The following is a 25,386-nucleotide window of genomic DNA, read 5'->3' on the forward strand; positions in this document are numbered from 1 at the left end:
GTGTGCGAGAGGCCGCGTGCCGGGTCGAGGAGGGTCGCCGCGGCCGCCGCGGAGGCGGCGCCCAGGAACCCCCGCCGGGTGAGTCCGCTCACCGGGCCCCCGGCCGGGCGGGGGCGGGCGGCATCCTCCGGTCGCTGGGCAGCAGGTCGGCGTCGGTCTTCGGGGCGGCCTCGTGCGACGTGGCGCTGGCGGGGACGCCGTTGATGAGCGTGTCCACGAAGCGGAGGTCCTCCACCCCCTCGGTGACGTTGCCCCGCTCCACGCCCTGGAATCGGCTGTCCGCCACCAGGATGTCGGAGATCTCCGCGCCCGGGTACGCCCGCATGTAGAGCACGTACTTGCTCTTCTGGCTGGTGACGTTGTGCAGCTCCACGTTGCGCACCACGGGGGTGAAGGGGCCCTGCTGTCCCTCCTCGTAGTGGAGGTCCACCGAGACCACCGCGTCCTTGACCTGGCCGATGGCGACGTTGCGCATGTAGACGTTCTCCAGCACGCCGCCGCGCATCGCGTTGTTCTTGAAGCGGAGCGCCCGGTCGAGGTTGGGAGAGTCCATCTCGCACTCCTCCACGAAGACGTTGCGCACCCCGCCCGAGATCTCGCTCCCCAGCGTGACGCCGCCGTGGCCGTCCTTCATCCGGCAGCGGCGCACGACGATGTTCTCGCTCGGCACGTTGAGGCGGCGCCCGTCGGCGTTGCGCCCGGACTTGATGGCGATGCAGTCGTCGCCGGTGTCGAAGAGGCACCCCTCGATCAGCACGTCGCGGCACGACTCCGGGTTGCACCCGTCGTTGTTGGGGCCGTGGCTGACCACGGACACCCCGCGCACGGTGACGTTCTGGCAGAGGACGGGGTTGATCTGCCACATGGGGGCGTTGACGAGGGTCACCCCCTCCACCAGGACGTTGCGGCAGCGGTACGGCTGGATGAACTGCGGGCGCAGGTACGACCCCTCCGCGAAGACCCGCCGGTCCACGGGGACGCCCTGCTCCGCCATCTCGAAGAGCCGGTCGCGCGCCGCCTTCTGGGTCGGCCCCCGGTCCCACTCGGGGTGCTGCTTCCACTTCCCCTTCCAGGGCCACCAGACCGTGGTGGAGGCCTGCCCGTCCAGCGTCCCCTTCCCAGTGACGGCCACGTTCTCCTGCTCGAAGGCATAGATGAGCGGGGAGTATCCCATCAGCTCCACCCCCTCCCACCGGGTGTGGACCACGGGGAGGTAGTCCTTCGGGTCCTGGCTGAAGGCGATCGTGGCGCCCTCGGAGACGTGCAGGTTGACGTTGCTCTTCAGGTGGATGGGGCCGGTGAGGAAGCGCCCCGCGGGGACGACCACCCGGCCGCCGCCGGCCGCGGCGCACGCCGCGATGGCCCGGCGGAACGCCTCGGTGTTGTCGGTCCGGCCGTCGCCCACGCCGCCGTGCGCGGTGACGGGGAAGTCGCGCGCCGGGAAGACGGGAGGGCGGATGCGGGCCAGGATCCCCGGGACGCGGCTCCAGGCGTCGCCGCCCGCGCCGGGGGCGCCGACGCCGCGGAGCCCGGCCGGGGCGCAGCCGGGGAGGAAGCCGGGGACGAAGAGCGCCGCACCCGCGCCGAGCGACAGGGTGCGGACGAAATCGCGGCGTGTGAACCGGGGATCGGGCATCGGGTTCTCCAGGAGGTTCAGGCGACCTGCGGGGCGGCGTAGACCGGGGCGGCCACCAGCGCCGTGGCGCCGCGGAGCCGCGGGTGCGTGCTGGTCTGCTCGGGAATGATGGGGCTGCGGGCCGCGGTCGGGGTCAGCGCCCGCTCGGAGACGGCCGCGTGCAGGTGGTCCTCGATCATGTCCCAGGCGGCGGTGATCTCGCCGCCCACGAAGATCCGGGACGGGTTCAGCGCGTTGACGATCATGGCGAGGCCGAGCCCCAGGTAGCGGCCGGTCTCCTGGAGCGCCGCCCGCGCCCGGGCGTCGCCGGTGCGCGCCCGGGTGACCAGGTCGCCGAAGGCGATCCCGTGCTGCTTCAGTAAGCGGCGGCTCTGCTCGGGGGAGAGGTCCTGGCCCAGGTAGCGCGCCACCGTGGCGAGGTTGGAGGTGTACGCCTCCCAGCACCCCCGCGACCCGCAGAGGCAGTGCGGCCCCTCCGGGTGCAGCGGGATGTGGCCGAACTCCCCGGCGGTGTGGCCGGCGCCGCGGACCACCTGGCCGTTCACCACCACGCCGGCGCCCACGCCGTCGGAGACGGTGACGTACACGAAGTCGGCCGCGGCGTCGCCGCCGCGCTGCCCCAGCCACATCTGCGCGAGGGCGCAGGCGATGGGGGCGTTCTCGATGTGCACGGAGAGCCCGGTGGCGGCCTCCAGGTCGCCGCGGACGTCCACGTCGCGCCAGCCGAGCTGAGGGGAGTTGAGGATGCGGCCGGTGCGGCGGTCCACCATCCCCGGCACCACCATCCCGATCCCCTCCACCACCCCGGCGGCCCCGTAGCTCTTCAGGATCCGGCGCACGCGCCCGGAAAGCTCCTCCACCAGGGCGGCCGGGTCGAACACCGTCTCGAAGGTCTCCAGCGCGATCTGCGTCCCGTCGAAGTCGCTCAGCATCACGAAGGTGCGGGTGAACCGCACGTCGATGGCGACCACCAGCCGGTCGCTGGTGCGCACGTACAGCATCGTGGGCTTGCGGCCCCGCGGCGCCTCGCCCATGTCGCCTTCCAGGATGGATCCCTCCACCAGGAGCTCGCTCACCAGCGAGGTCACCATCCCGCGCCCCACGCCCATGCGCCGCGCCAGGTCGGCGCGCGAGACGGGCTGGTGCTCGCGCACCAGGTTGAGGAGGATCTGGCGGTTGATCTCGCGCGGGGTGGACCGCGTCGCGAGCTTGAAGTCGCGGGTGTTGATCTTTCTCATGGCTCCGCTGTCCTGCTTCGGCGGCGCGGAGGGGGCCCCACAACTTCCCCCTTGCGTTTTGTTCTCACAGCGAACAAATTGGTCTCGCGGCGGCACGAAAGCAAGGGGCACGTGCGAGCGGCTGCGTTCGCGGCCAGGCCGGAGCTGGATTCCGGAGCCCGCCACCCCCGGACATTGTTCCGCGCCGGAACGATATCGCGGATCCGCCCCCGCCGCCACCCCGCACGAGCCACCCCGGGTGGCCGCCTTTACCCGTGACGAAGCTCCAGCATCCATGCATCCGGCCGTGAACCCAGGCAGGCCCCTCGTTCTGCAAGAAGACCGCTTCTTCGACCCGGACCCGGCGGTCCGGGCGGTGGCGCGGGCGCTGTACGAGGAGACGCGGGAGCTGCCGCTGGTCTGTCCGCACGGCCACGTGGATCCGCGGCTCCTCGCGGAGGACGCGCCCTTCCCGGAGCCGACCGCGCTCCTCATCGTCCCGGACCACTACATCTTCCGGATGCTGTACTCGCGGGGGATCCCGATGGAGGCGCTGGGCGTCCCCACCCGCGACGGCACCCCGGTGGAGACCGATCCCCGCCGGATCTGGCAGACCTTCGCCGAGCACTACTACCTCTTCCGCGGCACCCCCACGGGCGTCTGGCTGGACCAGGAGCTGTACGACGTCTTCGGCGTGCGCGTCCGGCTGGACGGGACCACGGCCCGGCGCGTCTACGACGAGATCGCGGAGAAGCTGGCCTCCCCCGAGTTCCGGCCCCGCGCCCTCTTCGCGCGCTTCAACATCGAGGTCCTCGCCACCACCGACGCGGCCACCGACACGCTGGAGCACCACCGCGCCATCTGCGAGTCCGGGTGGGCGGGGCGGGTGATCCCGACCTTCCGCCCGGACGCGGTGCTGCGGATCGCGGCGGAGGGGTGGAGCTGCGAAGTGGCGAAGCTGGGCTGCCTGCACGGCGCCCCGGTGGCGGACTACGCCGGCTTCGTGCGCGCGCTGGAGGAGCGGCGGGCCTTCTTCCGCTCGATGGGCGCCACCGCCACCGACCACGCCGTGCTGGAGCCCTGGACGGAGCGCCTCCCCGACGAGGAGGCCGACCGCCTCTTCCGCCGCGCGCTGGACGGCGAGGCGGACGCGGCCGACCAGCGGCGCTTCGAGGCGCACATGCTGATGGAGATGGCGCGCATGTCCACCGGGGACGGCCTGGTGATGCAGCTGCACCCGGGGGCGCTGCGCGACCACAACCGGCGGGTCTGGGAGCGCTTCGGGCTGGACAAGGGCGCGGACATCCCCGTGGCGACGGAGTACACGCGCAACCTGCGCAACCTGCTGGACGCGTACGGCAACGACCCGCGCCTCACGCTGGTCCTCTTCACGCTGGACGAGTCCACCTACGCGCGGGAGCTGGCGCCGCTGGCGGGGCACTACCCGGCGCTGCGGCTGGGGCCCCCCTGGTGGTTCCACGACTCCATCCAGGGGATGACGCGCTTCCGCGAGCAGACCACGGAGACGGCGGGGATCTACAACACCGCGGGCTTCAACGACGACACCCGCGCCTTCTGCTCCATCCCCGCGCGGCACGACCTGGCGCGGCGCGTGGACGCCAACTGGCTGGCGGGGCTGGTGGCCCGCCACGTGGTGGAGCTGGACGACGCCCGCGAGATGGCCCGAGCCCTGGCCTACGACCTGGCGCGCGAGACGTACCGGCTGGACGACGCCGACGCGCCGGCCCAGGCGGAGAGGGGGCAGGCGGCGGACTGAGGGGAGGACCCCCCTTCCCCCGGCCCCTTCCCCCGCAAGGGGGGAAGGGGAGAACTGCGGTCCGCGTGGTGACGTCGGGGTGCGGCCAGGGCTCGCCCCACACTCCCCGGCCCCTTTTCTCTCGTGGGACAGGGGGAGAAGCAGAAGCCGTTGCCGTGCTCCCCTCTCCCGCTTGCGGGGGAGGGGCCGGGGGAGGGGGCCTGCCACCGCCGCGCATGATCGCCGGGGTGACAGGAAGCCCTCCCCCAGAACTGGGGGAGGGTGGCGGCTCTCAGGCCGCCGGGTGGGGGCCCCGGGTGGCCCCCCCGTACCGAAACCACATGAGCGAAGCGATGGAGAAGCCGGTCGTGGTCCGGGTGCACCCGGAGGACAACGTCGCCGTGGCGCTGGTGCCGCTCCCCGCGGGCGCCGAGGTGGCCGTGGACGGCATCGGCGTCGTGCTGCGCGAGGAGGTCCCCGCGGGGCACAAGCTCGCGCTGCGCGCCCTCGCCCCCGGCGAGGCGGTGGTGAAGTACGGCTTCCCCATCGGACGGGTCACGGAGGAGGTCCCGGCGGGGGCGTGGGTGCACTCCCACAACCTCAGGACGGCGCTGGAGGGGACGCTGGAGTACCGCTACGAGGCGGACGGGCGGCCGCAGCCGGAGCCCGCGCCCGGCGCGATGCCCACCTTCCTGGGGTACCGGCGGGCCGGCGGGCGGGTGGGGACGCGCAACGAGGTGTGGATCGTCAACACTGTGGGGTGCGTGAACACCGCCGCGGAGCGGATCGCGCGGGCGGCCTCGGAGCGCTTCTCCGGGCGGGTGGACGGGGTGCACGCCTTCTCCCACCCCTACGGGTGCAGCCAGCTCGGCGACGACCTGGAGAACACCCGCCGGGTGCTGGCCGGGCTCATCCGCCACCCCAACGCGGGCGGGGTGCTCGTGCTGGGGCTGGGGTGCGAGAACAACCAGATGGCCGAGCTCCTGGCCATGGCGGGGGAGCTGGACGCGCGCCGCATCCGCTTCTTCAACACGCAGGACGTGGTGGACGAGGTGGAGGAGGGGATCGCGGCGGTGGAGGAGCTGGTCCGCGCCATGGAGGGCGACCGGCGCGAGGAGTGCCCCGCATCCGAGCTGGTGCTGGGCCACAAGTGCGGGGGTTCGGACGGCTTCAGCGGGATCTCCGCCAACCCGCTCCTGGGGCGGATCGCGGACCGGCTCACCGCGCTGGGCGGGGGCGTGGTCCTCACCGAGGTCCCGGAGATGTTCGGGGCCGAACAGGTGCTGATGGACCGCGCGGCGGACGAGGGCGTCTTCCACCAGGTGGTGGAGATGGTCAACGACTTCAAGGAGTACTTCCTCCGCCACGGGCAGCCGGTGTACGAGAACCCCTCGCCCGGGAACAAGGCGGGCGGCCTCACCACCCTGGAGGAGAAGTCGCTGGGCGCCATCCAGAAGGGCGGCCGGGCCACGGTGGCGCGGGTGCTCCGCTACGGCGAGCCGGCCGGGACCGGCGGGCTCTCGCTCCTGGAGGCGCCCGGGAACGACGGCGTCTCCTCCACGGCCATGGTCGCGAGCGGCGCCACCCTGCTCCTTTTCACCACCGGCCGGGGCACCCCGCTCGGCTTCCCGGTCCCCACCCTCAAGGTCTCCTCGAACTCGGCGATCGCGGAGAGGAAGCCGCACTGGATCGACTTCAACGCCGGGGCGCTGCTGGACGGCACCGCCACGCTGGACGAGCTGGCGGACGCGCTGTTCGCCCGGATCCTGGACGTCGCCTCGGGGCGCGTGCTCGCCAACAACGAGAAGCACGGCTACCGCGAGATCGCCATCTGGAAGGAGGGGGTGACGCTCTAGCGCGCCCCGGAACCCCATGAGAAAGCTCCGCCGCCTCCCCGTCCTCCTCCTCCTCGCGCTCCTCCCGGCCCTGCTCGGCGGGTGCGTCGGGCGGGACGACACCACCACGATCAAGCTGGCGCACAGCCTGGACGTGACGCACCCGGTGCACCGGGCCATGGAGTTCATGGCCGAGCGCCTGGCGCAGAAGTCCGGCGGGACCATGCGCATCGACATCTACCCCAGCGGGCAGCTCGGGAGCGAGCGCGAGACGCTGGAGCTCCTGCAGATCGGGAGCCTGGGGATGACCAAGGTGTCGTCCAGCGTGCTGGAGGGGTTCGCCCCGGCGTTCCGGGTGTTCGGGCTCCCCTTCCTCTTCCGCGACGACGCGCACCGCTTCGCGGTGCTGGACGGGCCCATCGGGGAGGAGCTGCTCCGGAGCACCGAGCCGTACCGCCTGCGGGGGCTGGCCTACTACGACGCCGGGAGCCGCAGCTTCTACACGACGAAGCGTCCGGTGCGCACCCCGGCGGACCTGGCGGGGCTCAAGATCCGCACGCAGGAGAGCGCCGTCGCCATGCAGATGGTGCGGACGCTGGGCGGCTCCGCGACCCCCATCGCCTGGGGCGAGGTCTACACCGCGCTCCAGCAGGGAGTGGCCGACGGGGCGGAGAACAACCCGCCCTCCTTCCACCTGTCGCGCCACTACGAGGTGGCCCGCTACTACACCCTCAACGAGCACACCGCCGTCCCCGACGTGCTGGTGGTCGCCACCGAGGTGTGGGACGACCTCACCCCGCGGCAGCAGCGCTGGCTCGACGAGGCGGCCGAGGAGTCCGCGGAGTACCAGCGTAAGCTCTGGGCAGAGGCCACCGAGGAGGCGCTGCGGGCGGTGGAGGAGGCCGGGGTGCAGGTGATCCGCCCCGACAAGCAGCCCTTCCTGGAGAAGGGGGCGCCGCTGCTGGACGAGTTCCGCCGCGACCCCACGGTGGGGCCGCTCATCCAACGCATGCAGGCGGTACGGTGAGCATGACGCCATCCACGGGAGCAGCGCGGCTCAAGGCCGCCATCGACCGCGTCCTCGGCGGCGTCCTGGCGGCGCTGATGGGCGTGCTGGTGCTGGACGTCCTCTGGCAGGTGTTCACGCGCTTCGTGCTGCGCGACCCCAGCTCCTTCACCGACGAGCTGGCCCGCTACCTCCTGATCTGGGTGGCGCTGCTGGGGGCCGCGTACACCGCCGGGCAGCGGATGCACCTCGCCATCGACCTCCTCCCGGCCAGCCTGCGCGGGCGCTCCCGGCACGCAGTGGGCGCCCTGATCGAGGGCGCCGTGCTGCTGTTCGCGCTGGGGGTCATGGGGGTGGGCGGGGCGCGGCTGGTGGGGCTCACGCTCCTGCTGGGGCAGACCTCGGCGGCGCTGCAGGTGCCGCTCGGCTGGGTGTACACGGTGCTCCCCCTGAGCGGGGCGCTGATCGCCTTCTACTCGCTCGTCTTCCTGGGCGAGCACCTGCGGGGCCGGCGCGGGGACTCCACGGCCTCGGTTCCCGAGCCGGACCCCGCGGAGGCGCTCGCTCCCGCCGCGACGGAGGTGGTGTGATGGCCTGGGTCGACGCGATGGTCCTGGGCGGGGTGTTCTTCGTGCTCCTGGCCGTGGGCGTGCCGGTGGCGTTCTGCATCGGGCTGGCGACCACCGCCGCCATGCTCCTGAGCATCGAGGCGGGGCCGGCGGTGACCACGGTGGCGCAGCGGATGGCGACGGGGCTGGACTCCTTCACCCTGCTGGCGATCCCCTTCTTCATCCTGGCCGGGCAGCTGATGAACCGCGGCGGGATCGCGCGGCGGCTGATCGACCTGGCGAAGGCCATGGTGGGGACCCTCCCGGGCGGGCTCGCCATCGTGAACGTCTTCGCCTCCATGCTCTTCGGCGCCATCTCCGGCTCGGCGGTGGCGGCGGCGTCCGCCATCGGCGGGATCATGGCGCCGCGGATGCGCGACGAGGGGTACGACCGCGACTACGCCGCCGCGGTGAACATCACCTCGGCCACCACCGGGCTGATCATCCCGCCCAGCAACATCCTCATCATCTACTCGCTGGCGAGCGGCGGGGTCTCCATCGCGGCGCTCTTCCTGGCGGGCTACCTCCCCGGGATCCTGATCGGGCTGATGCTCATGGGGGTGGCCGGGGTCATGGCGGCGCGGCGCGGCTACCCGGTCTCGGAGCGCCTCCCGCTCCGGGCGGCGCTGGGGACCTTCGTGCACGCCCTCCCCAGCCTCCTCCTCCTGGTGGTGGTGATCGGCGGGATCGTGGGTGGGATCTTCACCGCCACGGAGGCGGCGGCGATCGCGGTGCTCTACGCGGCGGTGCTCGCCTTCCTCTACCGCGAGGTGTCGGCGCGCGACGTCCCGGGGATCCTGCGGGACTCCGCCGTCACCACGGCGGTGGTGATGCTGCTGATCGCGGCCTCCATCGCCATGTCGTGGATGATGGCGTACGTGAACCTCCCGCAGGGGGTGTCGGCGGCGCTGCTGGGGCTCTCCGACAACCCCATCGTGCTGCTGCTGGTGATCAACTTCATCCTGCTGGCAGTGGGCACCTTCATGGACATGACCCCGGCGGTGCTGATCTTCACCCCCATCTTCCTCCCGGTGGCGGCGAAGCTCGGGATGGACCCGACGCACTTCGGGATCGTCATGGTGATGAACCTGTGCATCGGGCTCTGCACCCCGCCGGTGGGGAGCGTGCTCTTCGTGGGGGTGGGGGTCGCGCAGACCAGCATCGCGCGGGTCATCCGCCCCATCCTCCCCTTCTTCCTGGCGATGATCGCGGCGCTGCTGATCGTCACCTACGTCCCGGCGCTGAGCCTCTGGCTCCCCGGCCTCTTCGGGTACTGACCGCATGCCGCCCACCCTGAGCCGCGCCCTCGTCTCGTCCCCCGCCTTCCAGGACCGGGGCGACCTGCTCGCCCCCGCGCCGGAGCTCCTGGAACTCCCGGAGAAGGCGGTGCAGTTCGGCACCGGGGCCTTCCTCCGCGGCTTCGTGGAGTTCTTCCTGGACGCCGCCAACCGCGCCGGCCGCTTCGGCGGGCGGGTGGTGATGGTGGGCTCCACCGGGAGCGGCCGCGACCAGGTGCTGAACGAGCAGGACGGGCTCTACACGCTGGCGGTGCAGGGGATCTCCGACGGCGCCCCCTTCCGGGAGCACCGGGTGATCGGCTCGGTGAGCCGCGCCCTCTCCGCCCGCGGCGAGTGGGACCGGGTGCTGGCCCTGGCGCGCGCCCCGGAGCTGGAGCTGGTCTTCTCCAACACCACCGAGGTGGGGATCGCGCTGGACGAGGAGGACCGCCCGGACCTGCAGCCGCCGCGCTCCTTCCCGGGGAAGCTCGTGCGCTTCCTGTACGAGCGGGCGACCGCCTTCGGCTTCGCGCCGGAGCGGGGGGTCGTGGTGATCCCGTGCGAGCTGATCGAGGACAACGGCGACCGGCTGCGGGAGATCGTCCTCGCGCTGGCGGAGCGATGGGCCCTGGGCGACGACTTCGCGCGCTGGGTCCGGGAGGCGGTCCCCTTCTGCAACACGCTGGTGGACCGCATCGTCCCGGGCGCGCCGGACGGCGAGGAGCGGGAGCGCCTCGTCGCGGAGCTGGGCTACGAGGACGAGCTGCTCACCGTCTGCGAGCCGTACCGGCTCTTCGCCATCCAGGGCGGCGACGCCCTCCGCGCGCGGCTGGGCTTCGCGGACGCGGACCCCGGGATCGTGGTGGCGGACGACGTCGCGCCCTTCCGCGAGCGCAAGGTCCGCCTCCTCAACGGCGCCCACAGCGCCATGGTCCCGGCTGCGCTCCTCTGCGGGTGCGAGACGGTGCGCGAGGCCGTGGAGGACGAGCGGGTGGGGCCCTTCCTCCGCCGCGTGCTGCTGGAGGAGATCGTCCCCTCGCTGGAGGCGCCGGGGGCGGAGCGCTTCGCGGCCGAGGTCCTGGACCGCTTCGCCAACCCACACGTGCGCCACGCCCTGGCCGACATCACCCTGCAGCAGACCATGAAGCTGCGGGTGCGCGTGGTCCCCTCCATCACGGAGTACGCGCGGCGGACGGGGCGCGCGCCGGCCTCGCTGGCCTTCGCCTTCGCGGCCTACCTGCTGTGGGCGCGCGGCGGGGCGGGGGAGCGGCGGGCGGACGACCAGGGGGAGCGGATCCGCGGGCTCTGGGACGCCCTCCCGGACGATTCCCCGGCCGCGCTCCGCGAGCTGGCCCGCGCGGCGTGCGCCGACGTGGAGACCTGGGGCACCGACCTCTCCGCCGTGCCGGGCTTCGCGGAGGCGGTCGGCGAGGCGCTGGAGCACGCGGCGCGCGAGGGCGTCCCGGCGGCGCTGGAGGCGCACCTGGCCGCGGCGAGCCGCGCCTGAGGCGCCCCTTCCACACACAGACGACGAGCCCCAAGACAATGGCGGATGCCCTGGAACGCTTGCGGGAGACGAGGATCGTCCCGGTCATCGTGATCGAGGACGCGGAGGACGCCGTGCCGCTGGCGCGGGCGCTGGTGGAGGGGGGGCTCCCCTGCGCGGAGGTCACCTTCCGGACGGCCGCCGCCGCGGAGGCGCTGGGCCGGATCACGGAGGCGTACCCGGAGATGCTGGCGGGCGCCGGCACCGTGCTCACCCCGGAGCAGGCGGCCCGGGCGCGCGACGCCGGGGCGAAGTTCGTGGTCAGCCCGGGGCTCAACCCGGCGGTGGTGGACTGGTGCCTGGAGAACGCCATGCCGGTGTTCCCGGGCGTCTGCACGCCCACGGAGATCGAGATGGCGCTGGGGAAGGGGCTGCGGACGGTGAAGTTCTTCCCGGCGGAGCCCATCGGCGGGCTCCCGTACCTGAAGGCGATCGCCGCCCCGTACGGGATGGTGGAGTTCATCCCCACCGGCGGGATCGGCGTCGGCCACCTGGAGGCCTACCTGGGCTTCGACCGGGTGGTGGCGGTCGGCGGCTCGTGGATGGTGAAGCAGGAGTGGATCCGCGGCGGGGACTTCGACCGCGTCCGCCGCGAGGCGGAGGGCGCGGTGCGCGCGGTGGCCGAGACAACGGGAGACAGGGGATGACGAACAGGGTGGTGACCTTCGGGGAGATCATGCTGCGGCTGAAGTCTCCCGGACACGAGCGGCTCTGCCAGTCGCCGACCATGGAGGCGACCTTCGGCGGAGGCGAGGCCAACGTGGCGGTCTCGCTGGCGAACTACGGGATCCAGGCGGCCTTCGTCACCGCGGTCCCGGCGAACAACCTGGGCGACGCGGCGGTCGCGGAGGTGCGCCGCTTCGGCGTGGACACGCGCCACGTGAAGCGGCAGGGCGAGCGGCTGGGGATCTACTTCCTGGAGACGGGCTCCAACGCCCGCCCCTCCAAGGTCACGTACGACCGGGCCCACTCCTCCATCGCCACGGCCAAGCCCGGCGACTTCGACTGGGACGCCGTCCTGGACGGGGCCGAGTGGTTCCACGTCACCGGGATCACCCCGGCGCTCAGCCAGTCGGCGGCGGACGTCGCCCTGGAGGCGGTGCGGCAGGCGCGGGCCAAGGGGATCCAGGTGTCGTGCGACTACAACTATCGGAAAAACCTCTGGAAGTACGGGAAGGAGGCGCCGGAGGTGATGCGGGAGCTGGTGAAGCACGTCACCGTCGGGATCGCCAACGAGGAGGACTGCCAGAAGGCGCTGGGGCTCCGCATGGACGTGGACGTCCACTCGGGGGAGCTGGACACGGACAAGTACCGCCAGATGGCCGAGCGGGTGCTGGACGAGTTCCCCAACCTGGAGAAGCAGGCCATCACGCTGCGCGAGAGCCACAGCGCGGACGTGAACGGGTGGGCGGCCTGCCTGCACGACCGGCGCGACTTCTTCGTCAGCCGCCACTACGAGATCACCGACATCGTGGACCGGGTGGGCGGCGGAGACTCCTTCGCCGGGGGGCTGGTGTACGGGCTGCTCGCCTACGGCGACGACCGGAAGGCGCTGGAGTTCGCCACTGCGGCCTCCGCCCTCAAGCACACCGTCCCCGGCGACTTCAACCGCGTGACCGTGCCCGAGGTGGAGGCGCTCATGGCGGGCGACGCCAGCGGCCGCGTGCAGCGGTAGCCGCGGGGCCGTTACGAAACCGTTGCGCGTCCACGAACGCGGTGATAGATTGCCGGAGGATTTAGTTTCTCCCGCGAACAAATGCCGGACGGCGGCCCCGCCGCCCTCTTCCAGATAGCCGGTCCGGTCCGTTTCAGCTTTTCGGCAACCCGCCCCGCCAGCGCCCGTCCGGGCGCCTGGCGGGCCGTCCAGCCTCCTCGCGGAGCTGCGTGGTGAATATGTTTCTTCAAAGGACAAAAGAGGCGGCTCGCATGCGGCGCCTCCCCCGGCTCCCGGGGTCCACCGCCCGCCGACCGCTCCCGGCCGCGCCCGCCGCGGCTGCACCGTTCCCCATCCACCACAGCCACGTCATGGCCGAACCTTCGTCCGGAGAGCTCAGGATGAGATGGACAACCACGCTACTCTGCCTGCTCGTGTTCACCCTCCTGCCCGCGGCCATGTCCGCGCAGGCCGGACGGATCACCGGCACGGTGGTCGGGGGGCAGCCGGCGCGCCCGCTCGCCGGGGCCGCCGTCACGGTGCCCAACACGGCGCTGACGGCGGTGACGGGTGAGGACGGACGGTACACCCTCGTCAACGTGCCCGCGGGCACGCGGACCGTGCGCGCCAGCCTGATCGGCTTCGGCGCGCAGACGCAGACGGTCACGGTGGCGGCCGGGGAGACGGCGACCGCGAACTTCTCCCTGCAGTCGGAGGCGATCGCCCTGGAGGGGCTGGTGGCCGTGGGCTACGGCACGCAGCGCCGGGAGACCGTCACGGGCGCCGTGTCTTCCGTCAACATGGAAGCGCTGGAGAACATCCCGGTGCAGTCGCTCGACCAGATGCTGCAGGGCACCGCGGCCGGCGTGCAGGTGACGCAGGCCTCCAGCGCGCCCGGCGGCGGCATCTCGGTCCGGGTCCGCGGCTCCTCCTCCATCACGGGAGGGAGCGAGCCCCTGTACGTGATCGACGGCTTCCCCATCGAGCACGACCCCGAGGCGTCGTCGCCGGGCAACGGGGGGCGCCCGACCGCGTCGGTCCCGTCCAACCCGCTCGCGGCGCTGAACCCGTCGGACATCGCCTCGATCGAGGTGCTGAAGGACGCGTCGGCCACGGCCATCTACGGAGCCCGCGGCGCCAACGGCGTGGTCATCATCACCACCCGGCAGGGACAGGCCGGAGCGCCGAAGGTCACCTTCGACATGTCCACGGGCGTGCAGAGCGTGGCCAACCGGTACGACCTGCTCCCCGCCAACGAGCTGGCGAGCGCGATCAACGAGGCCGCGCGGAACCAGGGCGAGCAGGCGCCCTTCGACCAGGCGTTCGTCAACAGCCTGGGCGCCGGCACGAACTGGCAGGACGAGATCTTCCGCACCGCCCCGCTGCGCAGCTTCCAGGGGACGGTCTCGGGGGGGAGCTCGGGCGTCAACTTCAACCGGTACGCGATCTCCGGCGGCTACTTCGACCAGGAGGGGGTGGTCATCGGCTCGGCGTTCCGGCGCCTCTCGCTCCGCGCGAACGTGGAGCAGGGCTTCGGAGAGCGCCTCCGCTTCGGGTCGAACCTTTCCGCCAGCCGCGTGAACACCAGCTTCGTCCCCACCGAAGGGGAGAGCAACAAGCGCGCGGGCGCGGTGGGCGCGGCGCTCCAGGCGTATCCTTTCCTTCCCGTCCAGCTGGAGGACGGCAGGTATCCCTACCAGGGGCGCGACCTCCCGGCGGTGGGGGTCTCCTATGCGGATGCCGCGGACCTGGTGAACCCCGTCTCGCTGGTGCTGGTGGACGACCGGCTGGGGGACACGCGCCTGCTGGGGAACGTGTTCGGTGAGTACCGGCTCATCCCGAGCCTGCGCGCGCGGGTCGCGATCGGGGCGGACTACTCGTCCCGCTTCCGGGACACCTACTACCCGATGACGACCCGGCGCGGCGAGGAGGCCGGGGGCGACGCCATCCGCGGGCGGGCCGAGATCCTCTCGTACCTGAACGAGAACACCCTCACGTACGAGCCCGACCTGGGGGCCGCGCACCAGCTGACCGCGCTCGCCGGGTACACCTGGCAGACGAACGAGAACGTACGGTCCGGGATCACGGGGCGCGGCTTCGTGACCGACGCGACCGGGTTCAACGACATCGGAGCGGCCCAGTTCCCCGGCACCCCGAGCTCCAGCCGTCAGGAGTGGGCCCTGCAGTCCTGGCTCGGCCGGGTGAACTACACCCTTCTCGACCGCTACCTCTTCACGCTGACCGGGCGCTACGACGGCTCCTCCCGCTTCAGCGAGGGACGGAAGTGGGGCTTCTTCCCGTCGGTCGCGCTCGGGTGGCGGGTGTCGGAAGAGGCGTTCATGGACCAGTACGCGTCGGCCGTGAGCGACCTCAAGATCCGCGGCTCCTACGGCGTGGCCGGGAACCCGGGGATCCGCCCGTACCAGTCGCTGGCGCGCTTCGTCCCCACTCCGTACAGCTTCGGCGGAACCCCGGTCATCGGGTACTTCCCCGTGGGCGTCGCCAACCGGGACCTGACCTGGGAGTCGACCGCGCAGCTCGACGTCGGCCTCGACCTGGAGCTGTTCGACCGGGTCCGCTTCATCGCGGACGTCTACCGGAAGCGGACGGACGACCTCCTCCTGGAGGTGGACCTCCCCTCGGAGTCCGGCTTCGCCCGCGGGCTGGTCAACGCCGGGGCGGTGGAGAACCGGGGTGTCGAGCTCTCCCTGAACGGCGACGTGCTCCGGGGGGACGTCGGGCGTGGGCTCCGGTGGAACACCGGGCTGACCTTCTCGCGCAACCGCAACGAGGTCCTGAGCCTCGGGGGTGACACCGAGATCCTCGCCTCCGGCATCAGCGACGACTACAAGCTGGGCGGGACCGTGGTCCGCGTCGGCCAGCCGATCGGGGTGTTCGTCGGCTACCGGACCGCGGGGATCGTCCGGGACGAGGCGCACGCCGCGCAGCTCGCCGGGGTCAAGAACGAGGTGACGAAGCAGAAGTACGCCCCCGGCGACGTCGTCTACGTGGACGTGAACAACGACGGGATCATCAACGCGCAGGACCGTACGGTCATCGGGAACCCGCATCCCGACTTCAACCTGGGGTGGCAGAACACGGTCTCCTTCGGCGGCTTCGAGCTCTCGGCGCTCGTCCAGGGCTCGTTCGGCAACGACGTCCTCAACCTGAACCTGTGGCAGCTCACCAGCGGAAGCCTGAGCACCAACATCCTCCGGGAGCGCTACGAGGACCGCTGGACGCCGGAAAACCCGAACGCGAGGTTCCCCAGGCTCGGGGTCAACACCGTACGGGCGGGGAGCACGGACTACAACGACCGGATCCTCGAGGACGGCTCGTACGTGCGGCTGAAGGCGGCGTCGCTCTCCTACAACCTCCCGGCGAACTGGGTGCGCCAGCGGGGCTTCAGTGGCGCGCGGGTCTACGTGTCGGGGAGCAACCTGCTCACCTGGACGGACTACACCGGCTTCGATCCGGAGGTCAGCAGCTTCGGGATCGGGAACCTCAACCGCGGAATCGACGTCGGCGCGTACCCTTCGGCCCGCTCCGTCACCGTGGGCGTGAACTTCACGTACTGAGATCACGGAAGGGGTCGCCCGCGGCTGCCCGCGGGTGACCCGTCCCATTCCAACTTCGGGATCGCACGAAATGAAAAAGCATACCTGGGCCCTCGTGGTCCTCGGCGCGTCGATCTTCGGGCTCTCCGCGTGTGACAACGATCTCACGGAGGTTCCCAAGTCGTTCATCGCGCCGGAGAACCTGTACACCGACGCAGCCGGGGCGCTCGCCGCCCTGAACGGCGCGTATGCGGCGTTCCAGGCCGACGTCAGCGATCTGGGGATCGACGACGACGACTACTACGGCCGGCACTACTGGATGCTGGTCGAGTACCCGACCGAAACCATGACGCTCCGGCTGGGGGCGACCAACGAACGTACCCAGCCCGACATCTTCCGCGTCGATCCCGGCCACGGATACATCCTGGGTGTCTGGCGGGCCGCCTTCCACGGCGTCAACCGGGCCAACTCGGTGATCGACAACGTCCCGAACATCAAGAACATGGACGCGAAGCTCCGCGAACGCATCGTCGCGGAGGCCAAGGTCCTGCGGGCGTACCACTACTTCAACCTCGTCCGCTTTTTCGGCGGGGTGCCCCTCTACCTGGAAGAGACCCGGTCCCTGGAGGACATCCGGAAGCCCCGCGCCCCGGAGGCGGAGGTCTACCAGGCCATCATCAAGGACCTGACCGATGCCGCGGCGGTCCTGCCGGCGAGCTACACCGGCGGCAACGTGGGCCGCGCGACGAGCGGCGCCGCCAGGGCGCTCCTGGCGAAGGTGAACCTGCAGTACGGCGCCATCGGCGGCGGGGGCGCGGCCGCGTACCAGCAGGCCGAGAAGTGGGCCCGGGAGGTGGTGAGCTCCGGCCGGTACCGGCTGCTGCCGAACTACGCCGACATCTTCGACCAGAACAACGAGAACAACCAGGAAGTCATCTTCGACATCCAGAACGCCCCCTCTCCCGGTGCGGGCGGGTACCTGTGCGACCAGCTGGCCCCGCGGCCGCAGCCGGACCGGAACGCGTTCCCGTGGTGCGACAGCCAGAACCCGTCCTTCGGGGCGGAGTGGCCCTTCTTCTTCAGCTACGACCCGAACGACAAGCGGAAGGCGGCCACCTGGCTGCTGAGCTACACTAAGAAGAACGGCGAGGTCACCCGCTGGGACTCCACCCACGTCCAGGCGAGCCTGTACGGGCACTTCGCCCCGGTGCCGCAGAAGTACATCGACAAGAACCCGGCTGCCCTGAACGGGGCGGAGGACCCCAACTTCATCCTGGTCCGGTACGCGGACGTCCTGCTCTCGCTGGCGGAGGCCATCAACGAGACCGCGGGGCCCACGGCCGAGGCGTACAGCCTGGTCAACCAGGTCCGGAACCGCGCCGGGCTCGGCAACCTCACGCCGGGGCTGTCGAAGCAGGCCTTCAAGGACGCGCTCTTCCTGGAGCGGCGCTTCGAGCTGGTCGGGGAGGGCCACGGCCACTTCGACTCGCAGCGGAACTGGGACTGGGCGGAGCGGCGAATCGAGGCGAACGCGACCGATGCGGCGCGTGCGTTCTGGAACCGTCCGACGCCGCGGAACTGCCGCGCCCAGGGCACCACCTGCATCTCGCTCAACCGGAACGTCCCGCCGGTGACGATCGACGTGCGGGAGTACCACAAGTACTACCCGATCCCGCAGGACGTGAGGGCCGTGAACCCGCTGCTCACCCAGAATCCCGGGTACTGACGGCGGCACGGTCGAACCGAATGGTCCGGGCGTGCGCCGGGGGGGCCTTCGCTCGTCGGAGGCCCCCCCGGTTCGTGGGCGAACGGCGTTCCGGGATTACGGGCCGCCCCGGGTAGTGATGAGCACCACTCCGTTGGCTCCACGCACCCCGTAGAACGAGGTGGAGCCGATGTCCTTGAGCACCTCGATGCGGGCGACGTCCTCGGGGGCGATCCCCTGGAGCGCTCCCCCGGGGCCGGGCTCGACGGGCATCCCGTCGACCACGAAGAGCGGCTCGCTGCTCCCCTGGAGGGAGGTGGCGCCGCGGATCCGCACGGAGATCCCTCCCCCCGGGAGCCGGGTCACCTGCACCCCCGCGAAGCGCCCGGCCAGCAGCTCCTCCGCGCGGGCGACTTTGACGCCCTTCAGGTCCTCGGCGGAAGCCACGTCGGCGGCGCGGACACGGCCCTCCCGGGGTTTCGTCCCGCTCTCCGCGTCGGCGGGGGCGGGAGCGTCGGCCGGGGCGGCGTGCCGACAGCCGCCGACGGGCAGGACCGCCAGGGCGGCGAGCAGGACCGGCGCGAAGCGCCGGGTGTTGGCGGAACGGGCCATCGTGCCCTCCATGGCGCCAGGTTTCGGGGGAGGCGGCCGGTCCGGAGCGGTGCCGCAAATCGCACGCCCGCACCGCGGCCTCTCGTCTCATCCAGAGTCTTTTCCTCCGCGCCGCACCGGTCCTCGAACCGGGTAGCCGCGGGCTGATCCCCTCCCGCTCTCACACGGAGCTCACCATGCGCGTGAAGACCATCGCAGCGGCGGTGCTGTCGGCCGGTGTCGTAGGCTGTACGGACGCTCCCACCCACGTCGCCCCGCCCACGGCGGAGCGGGCGGCCTCGTACGCCTGGAACCCCTCCACCCCGCTCCCCGCCTTCCCCGGCGCGGAGGGCTTCGGCGCGTACACCACGCACGGGCGCGGCGGGCAGGTGGTGAAGGTGACGAACCTGAACGACCGCGGGCCGGGGAGCCTGCGCGCAGCGGTGGAGGGGAACGGCCTCCCGGCGCGGATCGTGGTGTTCGAGGTGGGCGGCGTCATCCAGCTCGAGTCGCCCATCGTGATCCGCTCCGGCCGGCTCTACGTCGCCGGGCAGACGGCGCCGGGCGACGGGATCACGCTGAAGGGGGCGCAGCTCTCCGTGCAGGCGAGCGACGTGGTGGTCCGCTACCTCCGCACGCGCCCCGGCGACGAGCCGCTGGGCGCGGGGTACGACGGCCGCGACGGGATCCACGTCCTGGGGAGCTCCAGCCGGCACCTGCGGAACATCATCTTCGACCACATCTCCTCCAGCTGGAGCGTGGACGAGAACATGACCATCTGGCCCGGCGGGAGCAGCGGGCGGATCGAGAACGTCACCTTCCAGTGGAGCATCGTCTCCGAGTCGCTCTACCGGAGCTTCCACGGCAAGGGCGCGCACTCCATGGGGATGCTGGTGGGGGAGGGCTCCCGGAACATCACCATCCACCACAACCTGCTGGCGCACAACAACCAGCGGAACCCGCGGATCAAGCAGGACGTGCTGAACGCGGACGTGGTGAACAACGTGATGTACAACTGGGGTGACTTCGCGGCGGAGGTCGGCGAGAGCCTGGCCCACCCGCCCACCACGGTGAACTTCGTCGGGAACTTCTGGAAGGCGGGGGAGAACTCCCCTCTCCCCACGCGGCGGCGCGAGGTGCGGGTGAAGGCCATGCCCGTGGGATCGGGGATCTACTTCGAGGGGAACTACGGGCCCAGCCGCCCGTTCTCCGGCACCCAGCGCCCCGGCCAGGAGCTCGCGGCGGAGTGGGCCGTCTCCGACATCGAGCAGCGCTACCCCACCGAGCTGGAGCGGTACGTGAGCGCCGTCCGCTTCACGCACGCCCCCGTCCGCGAGGAGCGCGCCGACCTGGCGTACACGCTGGTGCTCGCGAAGGCGGGCGCGACCGTGCCGTTCCGGGACGCGGTGGACGAGCGGGTGATCGGCGAGGTGCGGCGGGGCCGGGGCGCGATCATCGACTCGCAGGCGCAGGTCGGCGGCTGGCCGGAGTACCGCGTGGAGCGGCGCCCCGAGGGATGGGACACCGACGGCGACGGGATGCCCGACGCCTGGGAGGCCGAGCACGGCCTGGACCCGAGCGACCCCTCCGACGGGAGCCAGGACCGCGACGGTGACGGCTACACCAACCTGGAGGAGTACCTCAGCTCACTGGTGGACTGAGCCGATGCGACTGCTGCGCCTTCTCCCGCTCCTCCTCCTGCTGGCGGCGTTCGCCGCCCCGGAGCCGCCCGTCACCGTGTACCTGACGGGCGACTCCACCGCCGCGCCCAAGCGGGTGCACCGGCGGCCGGAGACCGGGTGGGGGGAGGCGCTGCAGCAGTACTTCGACCCGGACCGGGTGCGGGTGGAGAACCACGCCCGGAACGGGCGGAGCACGCGCACCTTCATCGAGGAGGGGCGCTGGCAGGCCGTGCTCGACCGGCTCCGGCCGGGCGACTACGTCTTGGTCCAGTTCGGCCACAACGACGCCTCGCCGGAGAAGAAGGACCGCTACACCCCGCCCGCGGACTACCGCGCCAACCTGGTCCGCTTCGTCGCCGAGGCACGCGCGAAGCAGGCGCACCCGGTGCTCCTCACCCCGGTGCGCCGGCGCCGCTTCGACGCGTCCGGGGCGCTGGTGGACACCCACGGCGAGTACCCGGACCTCGTGCGCGCGGTGGCGGCGGAGCACGGGGTGCCGCTGATCGACGCGCACCGCGCCTCCGCGGAGGTGCTCACGCGCTACGGGGCGGAGGGCTCGCGGAAGCTGTTCCTCCACCTCGCCCCCGGGGAGAGCGCCAACTACCCCAAGGGGCTCGAGGACAACACCCATTCCTCGCCGCTGGGGGCCGAGGTGATGGCCGCCCTGGTGGTGGAGGGGATCCGCGCGGCCGGGATCGGCCTCGCCGACCACCTGCCGGCGGTGGCGGCGCCATGACGCGGACCTTCGCGCTCCTCCTCCTCGCGCTCCTCTCCGCCGGGGCTTCCGCGGCGCAGTCGCGGCCGGCCCCCGAGAAGGCCGCCTATCTCGCGCCGGAGCGGATCGCCGCCCTCCCCGCGCCGGAGCGGCGGGCGTGGGAGCGCTACCTGGCCGAGTCCCGCCGCTGGCGCGAGATTGACCGTCGGGCGCTGGAGGCGGAGCTGCGGGCGGCGGGCACCGAGCGCCTCACCCCGGCGCCGACCGCGCGCGGCTTCTGGGTCGAGAGGGAGATGACGCCGGAGTGGTTCCGGGGGGAGGAGGCGCGCCGGATCGCGGACGCCGTGGTCTCCTTCCAGACCCCCGCCGGCGGCTGGTCCAAGCGGATGGAGCTCGCCCGGCCGCGGCGGCCGGGCGAGGGGTGGACGAGCGAGGGGCACTCGCTCTGGCTGGGCACCTTCGACAACGACGCCACCACGGAGCAGCTCCGCTTCCTGGCCGGCGCGTACGCCGGGCACCGCGACCCGCGGTACCGGGCGGCCTTCCTCCGGGGCCTGGACTACGTGCTCCGCGCGCAGTTCCCCAATGGCTGCTGGCCGCAAGTGTACCCGCTGGCCGGCTCGTACCACGACGCGGCCACCTTCAACGACGACGCGATGCTGAACGTCCTCCGGCTCCTCCAGAAGGTGGGCCGCGGGGAGCTCGCCTTCGTGCCGGAGGGGGCGCGGCGGCGGGCGCGGGAGGCCGTGGAGCGGGGGACGGAGTGCATCCTGGAGAGCCAGGTGGTGGTGGACGGCCGCCGTACCCTGTGGGGGCAGCAGCACGACCCGCTCACCCTGGCGCCGGTGGGGGCGCGCAGCTACGAGCACGCCTCGCTGAGCGGGGCCGAGGGCGCCGGGATCTTCCGCTTCCTGATGAGCCTCGACGCGCCCGACGCGCGGGTGCGGTCGGCGGTGCGGGGCGCCGCCGCGTGGCTGCGGGAGAACGCGCTCTGGGGCTGGGACTACCACGGGAACGCCCGGGTGACGCCCCGTCCCGGCGCCGGTCCGATCTGGGCGCGCTTCGCCGAGATCGGCACCAACCGCCCCCTCTTCAGCAACCGCGACGGCGTGATCCGCTACGACCCGCGGGAGCTGACCGACCGCGCCGAGGGCTACGCCTGGTTCACCACGGAGCCGGCGGCCCACCTCCGCGAGTACGAGAAGTGGTCGCGCCGGCACGCGGAGCCCGCCCTCGCCGTCCCCGCGCCCCCGCGCGTCTCCGCGGTGGTGGACGCGGGGTACGCCGGGCCCGAGGGCGCGCGGGGGCGCGGCGTGCCCACGTACCGCAGCATCGCCCGCGCGGTCGCCGACGCGCCCGCGGAGGGCGGTGCGCCGTACGTCGTCTCGGTCCGGAAGGGCCGCTACCGCGAGAAGGTGAACGTGGAGCGGGCCAACGTCCACCTCGTGGGCGAGGATCGGGACGGAACGGTGCTCACCTACGACGCGGCGGCGGGGATGAAGAGCCCCGGCGGGTGGACGTACGGGACGCGGGGGAGCTGGACGCTGCGCGTGGCGGCGCCGGGCTTCCGGCTGGAGAACATGACGGTGGAGAACGCCTTCGACTACCCGGGGAACGCCGCGAAGGCCGAGACGGACCCCACCCGGCTGCGGGGGACGCAGGCGGTGGCCGTGATGCTGGACGAGGGGAGCGACCGCGCGGTGTTCCGCGACTGCGCCATCACGGGGCACCAGGACACGCTCTTCCCCAACGCGGGGCGGAGCTGGTTCCACCGCTGCACCATCGTAGGGAGCGTGGACTTCATCTTCGGCGCGGGGGTGGCCGTCTTCGAGGAGTCCGACCTCGTCTCGCGCGACCGGGGGAGCCGGAGCAACAACGGCTACGTCACGGCGCCGAGCACGCCGGCCTCCCAGCCGTACGGCTTCGTCTTCCTCCGGAGCCGGCTCCGCAAGGAGCGGCCGGAGATGGCGCCGGCCTCGGTGGCGCTCGGCCGCCCCTGGCACCCTTCCGGGAACCCGCACGTGGACCCGAGCGCCGTCTTCCTGGACAGCTGGATGGACGACCACGTGGGCGCGGAGGGGTGGGCGCCCATGAACAGCCGCGACGCGGCGGGGCACCAGCAGACGTGGGTGCCGGAGGGGGCGCGCTTCTTCGAGCACGGCACCACCGGGCCCCGGGCGGTGGCTAGCCCCGCGCGCCGCGTGCTGCCGCCGGAGCGGCTGGCGGAGTTCTCGGTGGAGCGGGTGCTCGGGGGGTGGGACCCGCGGCGGTAGGGATCCAGGCGAACGCAGGTCTGCGGGCGAGCGGCCCGGGAGCATGACGCGCTTCCGGGCCGCTTTCCGTCTGCACCCGGACGCCCTTTACGTTTCCGCCCTGGACGGAGACGGCGTCACTCGCACCTCACTGCCGGCCGGAAGACCTGGTTGTGCTGCCGTCGCTGTGCTCTCAGACGCCTCTGCGGCTCATGTCATCGGAAGGTCGAAAACAGGTCGTGCGTCGGAAATGACGTGACGCGCCCAAGCGCCTCCCATAGCATGGCATTGAGCTCGCTGCCGTAGTTGGCGGTCCCGGAGCGAGTGTTGAACAGCGCGACCCACGAGAAGTTGTGATACGAGCGCACGAGAATGCTCGTCGTGCCGGGCAGCCCTCCCGTGTGCGACCAGGTCGCGTCGCCCTCGGTTGGGCGAACCAGCCATCCATATGCGTAATAGCACGCGCCACTGGCACATACTACAGGGCCGTTGCTGGTCATCTCCGCGACGGTTTCAGCGCTGAGGATGTCCGGACGATTGGCGCGGCCATCGACGCCGGCCAGGAATCGCAAGAGATCAACGGTCGACGAGACCCAGGCGCCGCTTGCATCCATCGCTTCGAGGTGGAAGGCCCCGTAGGGAATGGGCGCCATGCCTTCGCCCGGGAACACGGATGGCACGGTCGGGCCCAGCCCCGGTTCTCCCGGCAAATAGTACCTCACCTCGTCAGGGAGCGCGTCGCGCAGGCGCGTCTTGCCCGACCGCGTGCGATTGGCGCCCACGGGCTGCAGCACGCGTGTGCGCACGTACTCCTCGTACGGCATGCCGCTCGAATGCTCGATCACGCGACCGAGAATGGCATAACCAAAATTCGAGTAGACGTACCTTTCGCCCGGATCGGAGTCGAGCGGCATTCCCTTCATGTATCGAATGATCGTTTCAGCAGACGCCGGCGCGGGCGCGTTGACCGCGGCTGCGGCGACCGCCGGCCGATCCATCGGATCGAATCCGCCATTCGGTCTATTACGATCCCAGCCTCCGGTGTGGTTGAGCAGCTGCCGAATGGTGATCTGCTCCCACCGCGGATCGACGGTCGCTCCCGGCGCAGGGGTGAGGTGCGCGATGAATGGCGCCACGCGATCATCGAGCCTGAGCTTGCCTTCTTCGACGAGCTTCATGATGGCGGCGGTGGTGATCGGCTTGGACACGCTGGCGATCCGGAAGAGCGCGTCAGGCTGCACCGGCGTCTTGTTCTCGAGATCCGCGAAACCAAAGCCTCGCGCATAGATCAGCTTGCCGTCGCGCAGCACGGCAACCGCGCCACCGGGAATGGCGTACTTCCGCATGAAATCGGTGATGGTCTGATCGTAAGGCTCCATTCCCGGCACAGCAGCACCGCTGATCGGAATCTCCGGTTGCGCAGGAGGCGAAACCGGAGGAGGGGCAGGCGGCGTAGTCGGCTCTCCGCTGCAGGAAAGCAGAACCGCGAGACAAGCGATCGGAAACGATGTGATCGTCATCGATCTGCCGGAAACCCTGCGCACGCGACTCACGAGACCACATGAGCAGAAGGAAGCACGTTCACGCATAAATGACCGGTGTGGTTGGTGAGGGGAATGCAGCCATGAACCATCCCGCCGCTCACCGCAGCCGGGTCAGCCGGACGATGCGTGCCGTCGGCGCCATCGACACGAGTTCCAGCGAGATCCCGCGTGGCCCGTCTCCCATCAGGTAGAGCGCCGCGTGGCCGCCGTCCGCGGCGGCGAGGGTGTATTCGCCGCTGACGCCGCGGCTGGCGCGGCCTGAGAACCCCGTGGAGAGCGGGCCCGACACACGCGCACGCTCGGAGTGGTCCCACGCCGTGTAGCGCGGCAGGTCGTGCTCGACGCCCGGGTCGATGAGCCCGGCGGTGACGCTCGCCAGCGTCTGCCGGTCGATCAGGTCCACGTAGTCGATTCCGAGCACCGAGGTGATGTGGGCGATGACCGCTGGGCGATTGAGCCAGTCGATCGGCGCGTAGATGAGGCGCTGGTACAGCGTCGGCCGGCGCCCGTGATCGACCGACGCCTCGCCCGCCAGCTCGCGCAGGAGACGGCCAGCCGCATCGCCTCGGGGCAGCCGCTCCGCGCGCGTCACTCGGCCGTCGGCAGCGACGCACCGGCGTTCTCCGACGGCGCGCGCGGCATGTGGGGCACACAGCCGGAGCGCGGGCCGTGGCAGAGCAACGGCCGCTACGGCGCGAATGCGCGCATGCTCCTCTTCCTGCGCGAGGTGGCGGGCGAGGCGTCGGTCGATCACGGGCGCCGGCCGACGCTGTACCAGCGCCTCATCTACGCGCCGATCGACTGG

The 25,386-nt window shown here is 71.8% G+C and carries 18 protein-coding genes; 13 read left to right on the forward strand and 5 right to left on the reverse strand.

What is annotated here, in order from left to right; translation table 11 throughout:
* Nucleotides 1-88: 88 nt before the first annotated feature.
* Together VGR37_13285 and VGR37_13290 are read right to left on the reverse strand one after the other, a co-directional pair.
* The gene (locus VGR37_13285; GenBank protein ID HEV2148369.1) at nucleotides 89-1,636 is read right to left on the reverse strand and encodes a glycoside hydrolase family 28 protein; all 1,548 of its coding nucleotides are present in this window, start codon (nucleotides 1,634-1,636) and stop codon (nucleotides 89-91) included.
* A 17-nt stretch (nucleotides 1,637-1,653) separates the two neighbouring features.
* Entirely contained in the window at nucleotides 1,654-2,874 is a 1,221-nt protein-coding gene (locus VGR37_13290) for an ROK family protein (protein ID HEV2148370.1), read from the reverse strand.
* A gap of 286 nt (nucleotides 2,875-3,160) precedes the next feature.
* Between VGR37_13290 and uxaC the strand changes: the two genes are divergently transcribed.
* From uxaC to VGR37_13340, 10 genes are all read left to right on the forward strand, one after another.
* Complete coding sequence (gene uxaC / locus VGR37_13295) at nucleotides 3,161-4,630, forward strand: glucuronate isomerase (GenBank protein ID HEV2148371.1); 1,470 nt, start codon at nucleotides 3,161-3,163, stop codon at nucleotides 4,628-4,630.
* Nucleotides 4,631-4,950: 320 nt separating this feature from the next.
* On the forward strand, nucleotides 4,951-6,465 hold the full coding sequence (locus VGR37_13300; protein HEV2148372.1) for an altronate dehydratase family protein: 1,515 nt from the start codon (nucleotides 4,951-4,953) through the stop codon (nucleotides 6,463-6,465).
* 16 nt (nucleotides 6,466-6,481) lie between these two features.
* Nucleotides 6,482-7,471, forward strand: a complete 990-nt coding sequence (locus tag VGR37_13305) for a TRAP transporter substrate-binding protein (GenBank protein HEV2148373.1) — start codon at nucleotides 6,482-6,484, stop codon at nucleotides 7,469-7,471.
* Between the two features lie 2 nt (nucleotides 7,472-7,473).
* Nucleotides 7,474-8,040, forward strand: coding sequence for a TRAP transporter small permease (locus tag VGR37_13310; protein HEV2148374.1), 567 nt, complete (start codon nucleotides 7,474-7,476; stop codon nucleotides 8,038-8,040).
* Entirely contained in the window at nucleotides 8,040-9,335 is a 1,296-nt protein-coding gene (locus VGR37_13315) for a TRAP transporter large permease (GenBank protein HEV2148375.1), read from the forward strand. Before VGR37_13310 ends, VGR37_13315 begins: the two co-directional genes overlap by 1 nt.
* A gap of 4 nt (nucleotides 9,336-9,339) precedes the next feature.
* Nucleotides 9,340-10,842, forward strand: coding sequence for a tagaturonate reductase (locus VGR37_13320; GenBank protein ID HEV2148376.1), 1,503 nt, complete (start codon nucleotides 9,340-9,342; stop codon nucleotides 10,840-10,842).
* A 38-nt stretch (nucleotides 10,843-10,880) separates the two neighbouring features.
* The gene (eda, locus tag VGR37_13325; protein ID HEV2148377.1) at nucleotides 10,881-11,528 is read left to right on the forward strand and encodes a bifunctional 4-hydroxy-2-oxoglutarate aldolase/2-dehydro-3-deoxy-phosphogluconate aldolase; all 648 of its coding nucleotides are present in this window, start codon (nucleotides 10,881-10,883) and stop codon (nucleotides 11,526-11,528) included.
* Nucleotides 11,525-12,556 carry a sugar kinase gene (locus tag VGR37_13330; GenBank protein HEV2148378.1) on the forward strand — a complete coding sequence of 344 codons (1,032 nt, stop codon included), beginning with the start codon at nucleotides 11,525-11,527 and terminating at the stop codon, nucleotides 12,554-12,556. The genes eda and VGR37_13330 overlap by 4 nt, the downstream gene beginning before the upstream one ends.
* A 380-nt stretch (nucleotides 12,557-12,936) precedes the next feature.
* The gene (locus tag VGR37_13335) at nucleotides 12,937-16,113 is read left to right on the forward strand and encodes a TonB-dependent receptor (GenBank protein ID HEV2148379.1); all 3,177 of its coding nucleotides are present in this window, start codon (nucleotides 12,937-12,939) and stop codon (nucleotides 16,111-16,113) included.
* 70 nt (nucleotides 16,114-16,183) lie between these two features.
* Entirely contained in the window at nucleotides 16,184-17,818 is a 1,635-nt protein-coding gene (locus tag VGR37_13340) for a RagB/SusD family nutrient uptake outer membrane protein (protein HEV2148380.1), read from the forward strand.
* Between the two features lie 96 nt (nucleotides 17,819-17,914).
* Here VGR37_13340 and VGR37_13345 read toward each other — a convergent pair whose 3' ends face one another.
* On the reverse strand, nucleotides 17,915-18,409 hold the full coding sequence (locus tag VGR37_13345; protein ID HEV2148381.1) for a TonB-dependent receptor plug domain-containing protein: 495 nt from the start codon (nucleotides 18,407-18,409) through the stop codon (nucleotides 17,915-17,917).
* A 176-nt stretch (nucleotides 18,410-18,585) separates the two neighbouring features.
* Here VGR37_13345 and VGR37_13350 point away from each other — a divergent pair, with 176 nt between their 5' ends.
* From VGR37_13350 to pelA, 3 genes are read left to right on the forward strand one after another with little or no spacing between them, the layout of a single operon-like run.
* Nucleotides 18,586-20,049 carry a hypothetical protein gene (locus VGR37_13350; GenBank protein HEV2148382.1) on the forward strand — a complete coding sequence of 488 codons (1,464 nt, stop codon included), beginning with the start codon at nucleotides 18,586-18,588 and terminating at the stop codon, nucleotides 20,047-20,049.
* Between the two features lie 4 nt (nucleotides 20,050-20,053).
* Nucleotides 20,054-20,806 (forward strand): rhamnogalacturonan acetylesterase, encoded by a 753-nt coding sequence (locus VGR37_13355; GenBank protein ID HEV2148383.1) that lies wholly within the window; start codon nucleotides 20,054-20,056, stop codon nucleotides 20,804-20,806.
* The gene (pelA, locus tag VGR37_13360) at nucleotides 20,803-23,058 is read left to right on the forward strand and encodes a pectate lyase (GenBank protein HEV2148384.1); all 2,256 of its coding nucleotides are present in this window, start codon (nucleotides 20,803-20,805) and stop codon (nucleotides 23,056-23,058) included. The genes VGR37_13355 and pelA overlap by 4 nt, the downstream gene beginning before the upstream one ends.
* A 194-nt stretch (nucleotides 23,059-23,252) precedes the next feature.
* Here the strand turns inward: pelA and VGR37_13365 are convergent, their stop codons facing one another.
* Together VGR37_13365 and VGR37_13370 are read right to left on the reverse strand one after the other, a co-directional pair.
* Nucleotides 23,253-24,557 carry a serine hydrolase domain-containing protein gene (locus tag VGR37_13365; protein HEV2148385.1) on the reverse strand — a complete coding sequence of 435 codons (1,305 nt, stop codon included), beginning with the start codon at nucleotides 24,555-24,557 and terminating at the stop codon, nucleotides 23,253-23,255.
* A 121-nt stretch (nucleotides 24,558-24,678) separates the two neighbouring features.
* Nucleotides 24,679-25,173, reverse strand: a complete 495-nt coding sequence (locus VGR37_13370) for a hypothetical protein (protein ID HEV2148386.1) — start codon at nucleotides 25,171-25,173, stop codon at nucleotides 24,679-24,681.
* Between the last annotated feature and the right edge of the window lie 213 nt (nucleotides 25,174-25,386).

Source organism: Longimicrobiaceae bacterium (genome assembly GCA_035936415.1).
Lineage (GTDB): Bacteria > Gemmatimonadota > Gemmatimonadetes > Longimicrobiales > Longimicrobiaceae > JAFAYN01.